Source organism: Flavobacterium aeripolare (genome assembly GCF_013294025.1).
Lineage (GTDB): Bacteria > Bacteroidota > Bacteroidia > Flavobacteriales > Flavobacteriaceae > Flavobacterium.
Map to the genome: position 1 here is coordinate 14,637 of NZ_JABSNL010000003.1, position 15,262 is coordinate 29,898.

The 15,262-nt window shown below is 34.8% G+C and carries 11 protein-coding genes; 3 read left to right on the forward strand and 8 right to left on the reverse strand.

Annotated features, from left to right (window positions below):
• Positions 1–142: 142 nt before the first annotated feature.
• From asnB (HNQ00_RS04470) to HNQ00_RS04485, 4 genes are all read right to left on the reverse strand, one after another.
• Positions 143–1,759 carry an asparagine synthase B gene (gene asnB / locus HNQ00_RS04470; RefSeq protein ID WP_173837135.1) on the reverse strand — a complete coding sequence of 539 codons (1,617 nt, stop codon included), beginning with the start codon at positions 1,757–1,759 and terminating at the stop codon, positions 143–145.
• A gap of 191 nt (positions 1,760–1,950) precedes the next feature.
• Positions 1,951–3,576 carry an amidohydrolase gene (locus HNQ00_RS04475; protein ID WP_173837136.1) on the reverse strand — a complete coding sequence of 542 codons (1,626 nt, stop codon included), beginning with the start codon at positions 3,574–3,576 and terminating at the stop codon, positions 1,951–1,953.
• Positions 3,577–3,703: 127 nt separating this feature from the next.
• Positions 3,704–5,380, reverse strand: a complete 1,677-nt coding sequence (gene asnB, locus HNQ00_RS04480; RefSeq protein WP_173837137.1) for an asparagine synthase B — start codon at positions 5,378–5,380, stop codon at positions 3,704–3,706.
• Between the two features lie 200 nt (positions 5,381–5,580).
• Complete coding sequence (locus tag HNQ00_RS04485) at positions 5,581–6,030, reverse strand: hypothetical protein (protein ID WP_173837138.1); 450 nt, start codon at positions 6,028–6,030, stop codon at positions 5,581–5,583.
• A gap of 181 nt (positions 6,031–6,211) precedes the next feature.
• Here HNQ00_RS04485 and HNQ00_RS04490 point away from each other — a divergent pair, with 181 nt between their 5' ends.
• Positions 6,212–6,757, forward strand: coding sequence for a DUF2911 domain-containing protein (locus tag HNQ00_RS04490; protein WP_173837139.1), 546 nt, complete (start codon positions 6,212–6,214; stop codon positions 6,755–6,757).
• 83 nt (positions 6,758–6,840) lie between these two features.
• Here the strand turns inward: HNQ00_RS04490 and HNQ00_RS04495 are convergent, their stop codons facing one another.
• The 3 genes from HNQ00_RS04495 to HNQ00_RS04505 all read right to left on the reverse strand — a co-directional run bounded on the left by HNQ00_RS04495 (position 6,841) and on the right by HNQ00_RS04505 (position 12,619).
• On the reverse strand, positions 6,841–8,595 hold the full coding sequence (locus HNQ00_RS04495; protein WP_173837140.1) for a TonB-dependent receptor: 1,755 nt from the start codon (positions 8,593–8,595) through the stop codon (positions 6,841–6,843).
• A 93-nt stretch (positions 8,596–8,688) separates the two neighbouring features.
• Entirely contained in the window at positions 8,689–9,552 is an 864-nt protein-coding gene (locus tag HNQ00_RS04500; protein ID WP_173837141.1) for a PhzF family phenazine biosynthesis protein, read from the reverse strand.
• A 52-nt stretch (positions 9,553–9,604) separates the two neighbouring features.
• Positions 9,605–12,619, reverse strand: a complete 3,015-nt coding sequence (locus HNQ00_RS04505; protein WP_173837142.1) for a tetratricopeptide repeat protein — start codon at positions 12,617–12,619, stop codon at positions 9,605–9,607.
• A 241-nt stretch (positions 12,620–12,860) separates the two neighbouring features.
• Here HNQ00_RS04505 and HNQ00_RS04510 point away from each other — a divergent pair, with 241 nt between their 5' ends.
• Positions 12,861–13,544 carry a cell division ATP-binding protein FtsE gene (locus HNQ00_RS04510; protein WP_173837143.1) on the forward strand — a complete coding sequence of 228 codons (684 nt, stop codon included), beginning with the start codon at positions 12,861–12,863 and terminating at the stop codon, positions 13,542–13,544.
• 123 nt (positions 13,545–13,667) lie between these two features.
• Here HNQ00_RS04510 and HNQ00_RS04515 read toward each other — a convergent pair whose 3' ends face one another.
• Positions 13,668–14,270, reverse strand: a complete 603-nt coding sequence (locus HNQ00_RS04515) for a trimeric intracellular cation channel family protein (RefSeq protein ID WP_173837144.1) — start codon at positions 14,268–14,270, stop codon at positions 13,668–13,670.
• A 205-nt stretch (positions 14,271–14,475) separates the two neighbouring features.
• Here HNQ00_RS04515 and HNQ00_RS04520 point away from each other — a divergent pair, with 205 nt between their 5' ends.
• Positions 14,476–15,261: a TrmH family RNA methyltransferase gene (locus HNQ00_RS04520; protein WP_173837145.1), complete on the forward strand. Its 786-nt coding sequence runs from the start codon at positions 14,476–14,478 to the stop codon at positions 15,259–15,261.
• Position 15,262: the final 1 nt, after the last annotated feature.

Genomic DNA, 15,262 nt, shown 5'->3' on the forward strand with positions numbered 1-15,262 from the left:
AACATTATAGTTATTTTACTAGCAACAGGCACTAAAACAGGGGCTTTTGTACTCTTTTCTAAATCTATATGATAAAATAAAAAAGCAAGAAAACCATTATTACATGACTTTCTTGCTCTTAATTATTATAAACCGTAGTAGGTTACACAGTGACTTTTGCTCTTGAAATAGCTGTATCTGCTTTTAAATGTGCATCGTTTGCTCTACCGCTTGGGTCAAGGTTATCTTGCCATTTTGGTATCCACTTTCTAACAGTTTGCGCAGCGCTCAATTGCGGATAAAATTTTTGAAAGATTGAGCGGTATAAATACGCCTCCTTAGTAGTTGGAGAATTATAAGGGAATTCTATTGCCGCACCTTCTAACTGATCATCTGTAACTTGCGTCGCACAATAGGAGATTAATTCATCAATCCAACTGTAACCCACACCATCTGAAAATTGTTCTTTCTGTCTCCATAAAATCGCCTCTGGTAAATAAGGGTCATCTGGCGTGTCAAATGCTTTTCTTAAAATGTATTTCTCTTTACCATCATGATTTTTCGGTTGTTTCTCTTCAGGTTTTATTCGAATAGCTACATCTAAAAATTCTTGATCTAAAAAGGGTACTCTAGCTTCTAAACCGTGTGCCATAGTCGATTTGTCTGCACGAAGCAAATCGGCAGTAAACAGTTTTTGAACTCGTTCAATGGTTTCTTTTTGGAATTCCTCTGCTGTAGGAGCATTATTAAAATACAAATATCCTCCAAATATTTCATCGGCGCCTTCACCTGATAAAACTACTTTTATACCTAAATCTGTAATTGCTTTAGATAGAAAATACATAGGCACACTTGCCCGCACCGAAATCACATCGTAAGTCTCGATTTGCCAGATCAATTTTTCTAAAATAGCAATACCGTCTTGCACATTGAAAAACACTTCATGATGTTCTGCACCTAAAAAATCAGCAACTTGTCTAGCAGCAACTACATCTGGTGCATCGGCATCTAATCCTATCGAAAAGGAATGCAGTTTCTTCCCTTCTTCTTTTAATAATCTCGCAGCTATTGAGCTAGTTAAAGAAGAATCTAAACCTCCTGAAAGCAAAACCCCAATAGGCACATCAGACATTAATCTTTTTTTTGTCGCCGCGGTTAACGACGATCTAATCAATTCGTAATCTACTTGTTGATCTGCCTTAGCGTAATATTCATATTCGGGCCTGTAATACTTTACAAAACCTGTTTTTGCTGTGTAATAATGTCCAGGAGGAAAAGTAGAAAATGTTTTGCATTGATCAGCGATTGCTTTCATCTCTGAAGCAAAGTAGATTCTCCCTCTCTCGTCTAGACCATAATATAATGGTTTAACTCCTAGCGGGTCTCTTGCCGCCATGTAGTCATCACCGTCGATAATCACAAAAGCAAAATCACCATCTAATTTATTGCAAAAATCATAACCAAACTCTTCATATAAATGTACGATAACCTCAGAATCTGATTTGGTTTTAAAAGTATGCTCTTTTAATACTCCTGTGCGAAGTTCTTTATGATTGTAGATTTCACCGTTATGTATCATATAAGCCGATGCACTACCTTTTATTGGTTGCTTCCCCGAATTCAAATCTATAATCGAAAGTCTTTCATGACTTAAAAAATGCCCTTTGTTTGTACTATGTAAATCATTTTCATCTGGACCACGATGCGCCATTCTCTTTGACAGCTCTCGCACCAACTGCTCTTCTTTTCCTTTTCCTATAATTGCTAATATCCCGCACATAATTTTAATTTTATCTTAACCGTATTCTAATAATCAAACAAATATGCGATATCGCCAACATTCTTAAAATAAAAACACAGCATCACATTATAAATTAAATCAAAAGCACCATTTCTTCCATAAATAGCGAACTATAATACTACTTTTACATTACAATTTGAAACATTTAAGCACATTCTCTATTAGAATTTTTACTTCACCTTGGCTCCTTTAATATACGTACTTACTGGTTTTAAATCTAGCAGATCACTCTCTCTAATTTTCATAATGTCTTTATCGTAGATTACAAAATCAGCTCTTTTCCCAACTTCCAGACTTCCTTTTTCTTTTTCTTCGAAGTTAGAATAGGCAGCCCAAATTGTCATGCCGCGCAATGTTTCTTCTCTACTTAGTGCATTCTCTTTCTGAAAACCGCCGTTAGGATATCCCTTACTATCCTTACGCGCTACTGCAGCATGAAATGTAAGCATGGGATCTACTTGCTCAACAGGAAAATCAGTTCCTAGTGCCACTATCCCAGCCTTATCTAGTAATTTTTTATAAGCATAGGCATTTTTCAAACGCTCTTTTCCTATCCTTTTCCCGGCCCAATACATATCCGAAGTAGCGTGTGTAGGTTGAACAGATGGTATTATTCCTGACTTGAAATAATCAAAATCTTGCTCTCTCATTATTTGAGCATGTTCGATTTTCCATCTACGGTCTTTTTTGCCTGCCAGTACTTCTTTGTATATCTTTAATAAAACCGTATTAGCAGAGTCTCCAATCGCATGAGAATTCAATTGGAAATCAGAATTAGCAATTTGCTGTGCTATAGCTTTTAATTTTTCTGGAGTCGAAAGCAAAGCCCCAAACTGCTGTGGCATATCAGAATATTCTTTGTGCAGACAAGCACCACGAGACCCTAAAGCGCCATCACCATACAATTTAAAAGACCTAACATTTAAATTCTCTGATTTATAAATCCCTTTTTTAAGATATAAATCTATGTTCTTTTGGCTTGCAGAGACCATAGCATAAATATTCAATCGCAACGCTTTAGCCTTTTGTAAACTATCCATTAACTGTATAATATCAGGGTCTAGTCCCGCATCGTTTATTGTCGTCAAGCCATAATCAAACATAACTTTCTCTGCATCTAGCAACGCAGCGATTTGTGTTTTCCTAGATGGCTTAGGGATAATATTCAGAACTAATTTCATAGGATTATCAACTAAAATCCCCGTAGGTTTCCCATCTTTGATTTCGATTTGCCCTCCCTCAACAGGGGTGTCCTTTGTAATACCGGCAAGAGCCAGCACTTTACTATTAACAACAATGGCGTGACCATCGACACGATGTAAAACAACGGGAGTGTCAGGGAAATATTTATCTAAAATCTCTTTACTAGGATACTCTTTTACCTTCCAGTCGTTTTGATCCCAGCCATTACCAATAATAAAACTACTCTTTTTCTCTTTTTGAAATTTCTGAATTCGTTGTATAACCTCCTCCATACTATTAGTACCTCTCAAATTAACCTGCTGCAATGTGAGTCCGTATTCATAATAATGGCAGTGCGCATCAATAAGTCCCGGGTAAATAAACTTCCCTTGAGCGTGTACTGTTTTCTCTGATTGATAATCATTAGTAATTGAACTATTTGACCCAATTGCGATAATTTTACCATCAGTAATAGCAATAGCAGCAGCTTTATCAAAGTTTTTGTCTACCTGATAAATGGTTGCATCGGTAATAATCAAATCTACAGTCGTTTTATTCTTTTTTAAACATGAGCTTAGTAGCATTAAACCCAAAAACAATATACAGCGTTTCATAATTTTTCATTTGATAGGCTAATATAGTTAAACAACCGCAATATAAAAATAGCCTGTTACTATAAAAATAAGGCATAAAAAAAGGCGCCAACAAATTGTAGCGCCTTTAATATGCAATAATACTATACTATGCTTTTACGTAAGCATCATCGTGAACACTAGCCACTGCTCTACCAGATGGATCATTCATGTTTTTAAAAGCTTCGTCCCATTCTAGCGCAATTTGTGTACTACAAGCTACACTTGCTTCTTGAGGCACGCATAAAGCTGCTGCATCGCTTGGGAAATGTTCTGCAAAGATCGAGCGGTAATAGTACTCCTCTTTTGATGTAGGTGTTTGTAAAGGGAATTTGTATTTAGCGTTAGCTAATTGCTCGTCTGAAACCTCTACGGCAACTACTTCTTTTAATTTATCAATCCAGCCATACCCTACACCATCGCTAAACTGTTCTTTTTGTCTCCATGCAACACTTGGTGGCAACATGTCTTCAAAAGCTTTACGCACAACCCATTTTTCCATTGGGTGTTCTTTGTTAATCATTTTATCTTGCGGGTTGATGCGCATGGCCACATCCATAAACTCTTTATCTAAGAACGGCACACGCCCTTCAATTCCCCAAGCAGCTAAACTCTTGTTTGCTCTCAAGCAATCGTACATGTGTAATTTACTCAATTTACGTACGTTCTCTTCATGAAACTCTTGTGCGTTTGGCGCTTTATGAAAGTATAAGTACCCTCCAAATAACTCATCTGCACCTTCACCAGACAATACCATTTTTATTCCCATTGATTTAATAACTCTCGCCATTAACCACATAGGAGTCGATGCTCTAATTGTAGTCACATCATACGTCTCCAAGTTGTAGATTACATCCTTAACTGCATCTAATCCTTCTTGAATAGTAAATTTGATTTCGTGATGAATCGTTCCAATGTGATCTGCTACAATTTGTGCTGCAGCTAAATCTGGAGAACCCTCTAATCCCACAGAAAATGAGTGTAATTGCGGGTACCATGCATCTGCGGTGTCCCCTGACTCAATTCGTTTTTGAGCATATTTTTTGGCTACAGCCGAAGTAATTGAAGAATCCAATCCTCCAGATAGTAACACTCCGTAAGGAACATCACTCATTAATTGTCTGTGAACTGCCGCCTCTAAGGCTACTTTAATATCTTCAATGTGTGTTTCGTTATCTTTTACGTTGTCATATTCAGTCCAATCTCTTTTGTACCATTGAACAAATTCTCCATCTTTACTAGTCATATAGTGTCCAGGGGGGAATAATTGAATTTTAGTACAATATCCTTCTAAGGCTTTTAATTCAGAAGCTACATAGAATGTTCCGTGTTGATCCCAACCTATATATAAAGGAATAATTCCCATGTGATCACGTGCGATAAAATATTCATCTTTTTCTACATCGTAAATCGCAAACCCAAAGATTCCGTTCATTTCGTCTACAAAGTGTGGCCCTTTTTCTTGATACAATGCTAGGATAACTTCACAATCACTCTCTGTTTGAAACTTATATTTCCCTTCAAATTGTTTGCGTAATTCTCTATGGTTGTATATCTCGCCATTTGCAGCTAGCACAAATTTACCATCTTCACTAAACAATGGTTGTTTTCCTGATGCAGGGTCTACAATAGCTAGACGTTCATGCGACATGATTGCCTTCTCATTACTATAGATTCCGCTCCAATCTGGTCCGCGATGACGGATTATTTTAGACATTTCTAATACTTGAGGTCTTAAGGCTTCCGCTTTTTGTTTTAGGTCAAAGGCACATACTATTCCACACATAACGATATATTTTTAACTGTTTATTTAATTTGATAAAGCAAAGATGCAATAACAGTTACAATCCAAAAACACAAAAGCAAAATATAGTTACATTTGACAACTAAAAATTAATATTTAAGCAAATACTGTAATAAAATAGATGTTGTTTTTACTAAAAACTTTCAAATAGAAAATTCAAGCTTATAATTTGTAAGCTTAATTTACTGGATCTCTTCTATAGTATAGGTTGTAGTGTTGATTGCAAAAGTAAATCCTACCTTGTTTCCCATCAATTTACTTCCTAAAGGAGACTGAGGAGAAAGCGCAATTATATTAATACCATCGATTGTAATTTTTGGCAAAGCCAAAGAGAGATACAGGAAAATTCCGTTTGCTTTTACTAAGCTGCCTCTTATAATAGTTTCTGAAACTACATTGGGATCCATTTTTTCAAGAACAGCATGTTGATCTAACACTTCTTTTAACTTAGTATTTAATTTCTCTTGCTCCAGATGCATCATTGATAGTGCAGTTTCATGCTTATCACCAGCCGAGCCCTTGGCATCGTTTTTAGAATCTTCTGTAAGCGCGCTAATCATGTCTCTAAAAACATCTACTCTATCTTGAACGAGTAATTTATAACGACTGTATATTTGGTTTTTGAAAGTCATATTTATCAAAATTTAAAAAAGTAAAGTATATTTATACACATGATTTTATCTCATGAAAGAGGCCAAAGTTAGCCTTTTATTATAGCTGGCTACCAGAATCTTTTCTAAAATTTAACACCCTTTGTGATAATTTTAAAGTCACAATTGATAATTTGCGATCAAATTAATTTAAAACCAACTTATGAAAAAATCAACACTTGTTGCCGCAATGGCTTTTAGCATGACTACTTTACTGTCTATTAGTGCTACAGCTCAAAAATTTCCTGACTTAGACAAGAGTCCTATGGATGTTGCAGCATACCCAAATGACTACAAAGACGCTGCAAAATTAGCTAAAGTAACTTACAGCCGTCCACAATTAAAAGGACGCAGCCTAGAAGAATTAGCACCATCAGGAAAAGTATGGAGAACTGGAGCAAATGAAGCTGCAGAAATTACTCTTTATAAAGACATGAAATTAGGTGACACAAAAGTAAAAGCGGGAACATATACAATGTATGCTATTCCTGAAAAAGATACTTATACTATTATATTGAGTAAAGATCTTAATGTATGGGGTTCTTATTTCTATAAAGAAGAAAATGATGTCGCTCGTTTAAAAGTACCTGCAACACAAGCAGCAGATTCACTAGAGAATTTCTCAATGGTTTTCACAAAAGCCGACAAAGGAATTGTACTTAACTTAGGTTGGGACAAAACTAGAGTTGCTGTTCCTTTTACAGAATAATTCTATTTCTAGACGATATAAAAAATGGCTTCCTAAATTTAGGAAGCCATTTTTTTATGCTGTCGTTTTGGCTTAAAGCCAAATTAAAAATCAAATTTATAATTTGCTCCTACCATAATCTGGAAACTTTGAACCTCGTAGTTCAACCATTTTTGATACGCTTGACTACCTATGTTGTTTGCTCTCACAAAAGCAGTTAAACGGTCATTGTATTTATAACCTACATGCGCATTTGCATCAAAATAACTTTCTAGAGTAATAGGTGTATTGTTAACTACAAAACGAGTATTTGATTGAAGATCTTTACGTTCTCCCACATAAAATACAGTAGCTCCAGCATACCATTTTGGTGTAATATTGAAATCAACGTTTGCATTTAATTGAATCTCTGGCAAGTTCCATGCTTCTTGTTGAACATCATTAGTATAACTATTAAAAGTTCCTCCTATTCCCACACTAACATTTTCTGAAAAAGCAGCTTTTAAATCTCCTGTTAGACTCAAAGTTCTCATATCATCGTAAACCACCTGGAAAGAATTCCCAAAACCGTACGCACTATTACTTGCGTTCTCACTGTAGTCATTGCTTTTAAACAACGCTTTGTTTCTTTCGTTTTTATAAGATCCTTTTACATTATAACTCACATTATTTGTAAGTCTACCTTTTAAACCCGCAAATACATCATATTGTTTGTCTGTAGGTTTGATTCCTAATGTAGGAGATAAAAAAGTATTTTGATTAGCAAAATCACTGTATGAATTTTGCTGTAAACCACCTTCTGCTCCAGCATAAAAAATCATTAAATCACCAACAACTTTGTAAGAAGCATTGATTTGTGGATAAACAAAAAATTGATTATCGCTATTCTCTTTATCTATACTATAATACAATCCTGCTCCTATATTTAAAGTCCAATCATCTTGCTGTACTACAAAACTTGGTTCAACACCTAGGTTTGTATAACCATACTTAAGTTCAGTAAGATTGTTATTTGTGTAATTATTTTGGAAACTACCACCCACATAATCAACGATGAAATTCGTTTTCACAAACTGATCAAAAGCATCAAATTGCAAAGTTGGTTTTACATAAAATCTATTTTCTACAGAACCAAATGAGTCTGAAAAGTGATTGAATTTTACCGAAGCTTTATTTAAAATCCCCTCTGTAAAAGCAATTTTACCTCCCGCAGAAAAATTATTGTACGTATGCTGCGGATCAATTGAGCTAATTAAATTAGCGCGGTCATTACTAGATAAGCTATTCCCAAATTCCGCTGGAAGACCGTACCAGTTGTAAATTTGGTTTTGATACCCTAAATCTACGTTCCACGACAGGTCTTTATAATTTGAACCGTACGTTAAGTCAATACTTGTGTCGTAAAATTTATCGTCTAACTCAACTCCTGAGATTCCTCCTTGAGAAGACAAATGACGAAACATTCCGCCCACGTAATCGTTATCACCTAATTCTTGATTTACAAAAAGTTCTCCGTTTACTGTACCGTAACTTCCAAAACCTAATGTTGCGTAATTATTAAACATACGTGCTTTTTTTGTACGCTCTACTCCTTCAGCTTTTCCTTTTGAAGGTGTGAATGTCGAAGCAACTGGAAAAGAAAATATAGTGTATTTTACATTTTCTTTTTTTGCGTTTCCTTCATCATCAAGTACAGCTGTCTCAGGCACTTTAAAAGCATCTGAAATTGTAGCGGTATATGGTTTTACTACGTTAACCACTTCAGACCCTATGGTTTCCTCTTTCTTTTGAGCAATCGTAAATTGAAAAGCCATCAAAAGTCCCCCTAGGATAATCTTATTTTGAAAATTAAAATTCATGTTTATTTTTTTTATTATACTAAACGCTCGTTGTATGTTGCCAGCCAACTTCGCATTTTACATTTACTTATTGTATTGCTAATTATTTCTTTATTACACTTCCCATTCGCCTTGAGCGATATACTTTGTACTACCACCTATATTGATGTCATACACTTCATTTTCTAAATGACCATCAAAATGAATTTGAGAACTACGATTTATGAATTCCCCTTGATTATTAATCAAATTAATTGAACTGCTATGATACTTTAATAAAAAGGCTTGTAAACAAGTACTCGCACTTCCTGTTGCAGCATCCTCTATTAGCTGGTCATTTTCAATGCACATCATGCGACTCGTTAATTCGCTTTCTTCGAGACAAAAAAAGTACAAGGCTTTATGGGCCGTTTTACAATTTTCTTCTAGCCATTTTAACGTCTTTTCTTTATCGATTTTAATACGCCTTAAAACTGCCTTATTTTTTACAGGAACCATTACAAAGGCGCTTCCTGTAGTTACCTCTTGTATTTCAAATCGATGATCAAAGTCGGCTATTGCCAAGTTACTAAAATGTGTAAACTCCTCTTTTTTCAAAACTTCAAAAAACTCAGGTTGTGCCGCTTTTAACCAAATCAATTCTTCTCTTCGTGAGACTTTAATTCCGCCAATAGCTACTTGTAATTCTAGAATATCTGCTTTTTTTTCGAAAATCTTATTTAGTAAAACCCAAGACGTTCCTATGATAGGATGTCCTGCAAATTTCATTTCGTGAGCAGGAGTAAAAATTCTCATTGCCGCAGTATTATTTACGGCATCTACTGCCGTGATAAAAGTGCTCTCAGCAAAATTAATCTCTCTTGCAATTTCCTGCATTTGACTTGTTGTAAGAGAAGCAGCATTCTTAAAAACAGCTAATTGATTTCCAGCATATTTTGTATTTGTGAACACGTCGACAATATAAAACGGAATAGTCATTTATAATGTATTTTAAATTCGGTTTCTTAAAAGTGTTGCAATCGCTAGCTTATTATCTTCCAATAGATGAATTTGTTTTTGCCTCTTCTGCTTTAATCATTGTCAATTCCTTTTGTGCTTCGGCAGTGACATCTTGATAATCACTGAAGTTTTTAATGACGTTGTCTAATATATAAGTCGCTTGAAAACTATCTTTTAACCCGTAGAAATTCTTTGCCATTACCACTAGCCCTTTTGCACCGTAATATCTATAACTAGAATAGTTTTTAGCTATTTTTTGCACTACAGCATTCGATAGTTCAAATTTTCCGTCTTTATTTTTAAAGTAAGCGTCATAGTATAATGCTTCTGCCGCTAACTCTCCTTTTGCAATTGTAAGAACTTTTGCATATCCTGCTCTAGCCTTAGCCTCGTCACCCGTTTTAATTGCAGATCTTGCTATGATAATTTGAGCATCACTCTTGATGTTATCATCAATTTTTGGACTATTCAATACTTTTTCAGCATAGATTACTGAGTTAGAATAATCTTTATTATCGTAATACAATTTCATCATATTAGACTGAGCAAAAACTTTGTTTTGAGCAAAGTTTGCTTCATTTTCTAATCTTGCTAAAACAGGAATCGCTGCCGATTTATCATTACCGTCTAATAAAATTTGAGACAAACGAGCTAGTGCTTGTTCAGTAAATTCACTTCTAGGTTCGTTAATTACAAACTGGTAATTAGGAATTGCTTTGTTCTTTTGTCCTTCTGAAAAATAGGCTTGAGCCAAATAGAAGTTTGCTTTAAGCGAGTTAATTCCTCTTGGAAAACTAGAAATATATCCTGAGAATCCTGAAATCGCTTGTTTGAAATTATTTTGTTCAAATTGCTTCACTGCAGATTCATACGTGTCGTTATCTAAATCAGCATCTGTAACAGCAACAAAATCTAATGTACGTACCCAACTTGCATATTCATCTACACGACCACCATCAACATAAATCAACCTAGCCGAAGAAACTGCTTCAAGCGCTTCAGGTGTTTTAGGATAAGAGGCAGCGACCTTTTTAAATTTGGCTAAAGCCAACTCATTTTTATCTCCATTGTAATACACTAAACCTTGACGCAAAATTGATTTTGCGGTATAGGTTCCGTTTTTACTCTCGGCAATTAAGCGGTCAAATGTTTTTAAAGCTAAGTCTTGCTTGTTACTCGCAACATAGGTATTTGCTAATTCATACATGGCGTCATCACGGTAATTAGACTTAGGATACAATTGTAAATAATTGTTCAGCTCTGTGATTTTAGTATCATTTCGAGAAACAAAACCATAGCAAAGTGCTTTTTGATAATAAGCATAATCAGCATCGACAGACTTAGCATCAATCACCTTATTATATGCCTCCATTGCAGGCCAGTATTTTGACGTCACAAAATAACTATCAGCTAAACGTAAATACGCATCATTTTTTCGATCAGTATCTAGTTTCCCTCCATCAATTTGTTTTTGGAAGTAAGCAGCAGCTTGCTCGTAATCTTTTAATTTAAAATAGGCGTACGCAATATTATAGTTGCTATTTTTATATTCAGGTGTGCTTGCCGCACTTGGGGCAACTACAAATTGTTTGTAACTCGATAAAGCAGTTTTAAAATCTTGTAAAACATACTCTGTCTCTGCTTTCCAAAAAAGTGCTCTAGCTGTAAAAGTCGCATCTGTAGCTCCTTCTAGCGAACTCTTGAACATCGTAGCTGCTTCAGTATAGTTTCTACTCGTGTATAATTCTAAACCTCTATAAAAAGTAACTTTCTGGTAAGCTAATTTATTTTCTGGCCCTTTGTTTTTTTCTAAAAGCACTAATGCCTCCTTATAATTCTTTGACGAAATATAAGAGTCAATCAACAACCTTTCAACATCAGGACGACTTGGATTATTAGGGTATTTTTTAACAAATCCCAATAAAATTTCAGGCACTGTTTGATACGAGTTTCCTATCTCGTAACTCAACTTAGCATAATTCAAACTTGCATCTTCTTGAATTGATGCGTCAAAAGTCATTTCTGAAGCATTTTTAAAAGCATTCAAAGCTTGCTGCTTTTTGTCTACATTTAAATAACTTTCTCCAAGGTGATAGTACGCATTTTGCGCTACATAATCATTCCCGTTAATTATTTTATTAAATTGAGAGATCGCATTACCGTAATCTTTCTGCTTGTAATAAGCGTATCCCAACTGGTAAAAATCTGTATTATTCCATTTTCCTTGTTTTCCTTTATACTGCGACAAATAAGGAATTGCTTTATCATATTCCTTCAAGTTAAAGTAACTCTCCCCTATGATTTTATTTAATTCAGATTTTTCTACAGGATTTGATTTTGCCATGGCTTTTTGCCCTAGCTCAATTGCTTTTTGAAAACTTCCTAGTTTAAAGTTCATGTCGGCTTGATAGTACGACAATTTCTCTTTGTATTTTTCTTCACTAGACACCTCGTCAAAATAACGGGTTGCTTCCTTATAATTATCACCTTCATAAGCCATGAAACCTAAATAATATTTGGCTTGAGAACCAAACTCTTTAGAATTAACTACCTTATTGAAGTAGGTTGTCGCTTCTTTTTTATCTTTCGAATTAAAAAAAGCATACCCTTTTTGGAAATTAAATTTATCTCTATCAGCAGCACTTAGTTGGTTTTCATCCACTCGATTAAACCATTCTAATGATTTGACATAATCACCTTGCTCAAAATAATAATGAGCAACTTCAATGTACGCTTGATTACTTCTTGCACTTGTAGGGTAGTCTTGAACAAACTTTTCCATCAGTACATCAGCGTTTGCTTGCCCTATTCTAATGGCACAATTTGCCTCATAATAAGCACAATCAGATTTTACTTCCTCATTAATAGTATCCTCTTTTACCTTATCAAATAAGATTTGTGCTGATGCGTATTGCTGCTCTTTGAATAAGTAAACTGCTCTATCAAAGTCTTTTAACTCATGTGTATATATTATCGATTTTTGCGCTGACATAGAAAATGAACCAGCTAAAAACAGGGAATAGTAGAACCAGGAAAATTTATGCATTTTGTTTTTGATTTTTTTAATATTCAAATGTATTATAATCTATTGTTTATAACGAAATTCTTGGGCTTTTTATTATCAAAAATATGGAAGAAGCATTTTTTATTTAATTCCTTTTATTCTTATCGAGTAATTATAATCCGTTGCGCTTAATTTCCAGCGAGAAACAATTATTATAATGATGAAATTTATTTTGAATACAAGCGTTAACTTACTACTTTTACAACTTAAATAAATGCAAATTATGTCTCAACCAGTACTGTCTTTAAAAGGCGCAACCATATATCAAGAAGATAGAGTAATTTTATCTAACATTAATTTGGAAGTCAACCACGGTGAATTTTTATACATCATTGGAAAAACAGGTTCTGGAAAAAGTAGTTTAATGAAGACTCTTTATGCAGATATGCCATTAACCGAAGGTGAAGGTCATGTTGTAGAATTTGATTTAGGAACTTTAAAAGAAAATGACATTCCCTATTTAAGAAGAAAAATAGGTATTGTATTTCAAGACTTTAAATTGCTACCAGACCGTACTATTAAAGACAATATGTTATTTGTTTTAAAAGCAACTGGCTGGACAGATAAAATTGATATGGACCGCAAGATTGACGAAGTTCTTGATAAAGTAGGGATGAAAGTCTACGCTTCAAAGATGCCGCATCAAATTTCAGGAGGAGAGCAACAACGTGTCGCTATTGCAAGAGCACTACTTAATGATCCTGAATTAATCCTTGCTGATGAGCCTACAGGAAACTTAGACCCGCAAACAAGTGCTGAAGTAATCGAAGTTTTAAGAAACATCAACGCAAACGGTAAAACAATCATCATGGCAACGCACGATTATGCTTTGCTAATGAAATACCCATCTAAAACCTTAAAATGTGAGGATGCTAAAATATTTGAAGTTGTTCAAAGAACAGTTTAAAATACACCCACAAGTACAATAATTTTCAGGCTTTCGCCAAAGTAAAACTGCTTTAAAAATTAGGTTCTCTAGTCAACTAGAAAGCATGATTTTTAAAGCAGTTTTTTTTTTCGAAAGAAAATACTATTTGTGTTCTAATGTTGGTAAATACCATTTCCATTTTACAGCCATCAAGCGCACCGAAATAATAACAATCGAAGTGATTAAATACAGTACATCGCTATCTAGATTAAAGCGTCTAAGTATAAAAAATACTGCACCTCCCAGAATACAAATGGTAGCATAAATCTCTTTCCTAAAAATTACTGGAATTTCGTTGCATAAAATATCTCTCGTAACCCCACCAAAACAGGCTGTCATTGTACCTAATGCTATACATATAATAGGATGTAATCCCACATTGATTCCCTTTTCAAGTCCGATTAGTGTAAAAACACCCAATCCAATGGTATCAAATAAAAATAAAGACGTACGAAGTTGATCAAATCTTTTTCTGAACAATAAGGCTAAGACGAAACCTATCGAAATCATAAAGACATACTCTAGATCTACCATCCACCCCACGGGAGTTCTACCTATTAATATGTCTCGCAAAGTTCCGCCACCCACGGCAGTTACAAAAGCAATGATGTAAACCCCAAATGGGTCCATCCTTTTACTCATAGCCGTTAAAGCTCCTGACATTGCAAATGCCAATGTACCAATGATATCTAATAAATGAAACATGATTTTTTAATTAGGAAGTAGCGCGTTGCCACGTACTGCAGCAGCAAGTTTGCAAAACTATAAAAAATACTTCTTTTAAAGGGATGTTATAGTATTTATTAACGATTGTGTTTGTAAAACTTAAATATTGTAGCCCAAATTTATAAAACTGCATTTTCTCTATGTATCTTTGCCTCTTACAGTACTAACTAAATTTTAGAGTCCCTTGAAACAAATTTCATCCGTTCAAAATCCTTTTATAAAGTCACTTGTATTATTGCAAGAAAAAGCTAAAAACCGCAAGCAAACCGGAACATTTTTAATGGAAGGCCAACGCGAAATAACACTGGCTTTAAAAGGAGGATATATCTTAGAAACCGTTTTATTCTATCCTGAAATTTGCACAGAAATTGAAGCTAAGAAAATTGCTCCTAATACTGCTTTGATCGAAATCAACAAAGAGGTCTTTCAAAAATTAGCTTACCGAGATACTACCGAAGGAATTCTGGCTGTAGCCAAAACAAAATCAATGCAGTTAACCGACTTAAAACTGTCTGACAATCCTTTAATTTTAATCGCCGAAGCTCCTGAAAAACCAGGAAATATAGGCGCACTACTACGTACTGCCGATGCTGCAAATTTAGACGCCGTAATTATAGCTAACCCCAAGAGTGATTTATACAACCCTAATATTGTGCGCTCTAGTGTAGGCTGCCTTTTTACTAACCAAATTGCATCTGGAACTACTGATGAAATTATTAGCTACTTAAAAAAACAGCAGATAAATTTTTACTGTGCTACCTTACAAAATTCAACTTCTTACCATACGCAAGACTACACTACTCCTACCGCGCTTGTTGTAGGAACCGAAGCAACGGGCCTAACACAAGAATGGCGCGATGCTGCTACTCAAAATATCATAATCCCCATGCAAGGTGAAATAGACAGCATGAACGTATCTGTTGCTGCTGCAATTTTAATATTCGAAGCAAAAAGACAAAGAGGTTTCTAAT

Bases quoted from the DNA above. Each gene is read 5' to 3' on its own strand.
- asnB (WP_173837135.1), bottom strand. From the start codon at position 1,759: ATGTGCGGGATATTAGCAATTATAGGAAAAGGAAAAGAAGAGCAGTTG.
- HNQ00_RS04475 (WP_173837136.1), bottom strand. From the start codon at position 3,576: ATGAAACGCTGTATATTGTTTTTGGGTTTAATGCTACTAAGCTCATGT.
- asnB (WP_173837137.1), bottom strand. From the start codon at position 5,380: ATGTGTGGAATAGTATGTGCCTTTGACCTAAAACAAAAAGCGGAAGCC.
- HNQ00_RS04485 (WP_173837138.1), bottom strand. From the start codon at position 6,030: ATGACTTTCAAAAACCAAATATACAGTCGTTATAAATTACTCGTTCAA.
- HNQ00_RS04490 (WP_173837139.1), top strand. From the start codon at position 6,212: ATGAAAAAATCAACACTTGTTGCCGCAATGGCTTTTAGCATGACTACT.
- HNQ00_RS04495 (WP_173837140.1), bottom strand. From the start codon at position 8,595: ATGAATTTTAATTTTCAAAATAAGATTATCCTAGGGGGACTTTTGATG.
- HNQ00_RS04500 (WP_173837141.1), bottom strand. From the start codon at position 9,552: ATGACTATTCCGTTTTATATTGTCGACGTGTTCACAAATACAAAATAT.
- HNQ00_RS04505 (WP_173837142.1), bottom strand. From the start codon at position 12,619: ATGCATAAATTTTCCTGGTTCTACTATTCCCTGTTTTTAGCTGGTTCA.
- HNQ00_RS04510 (WP_173837143.1), top strand. From the start codon at position 12,861: ATGTCTCAACCAGTACTGTCTTTAAAAGGCGCAACCATATATCAAGAA.
- HNQ00_RS04515 (WP_173837144.1), bottom strand. From the start codon at position 14,270: ATGTTTCATTTATTAGATATCATTGGTACATTGGCATTTGCAATGTCA.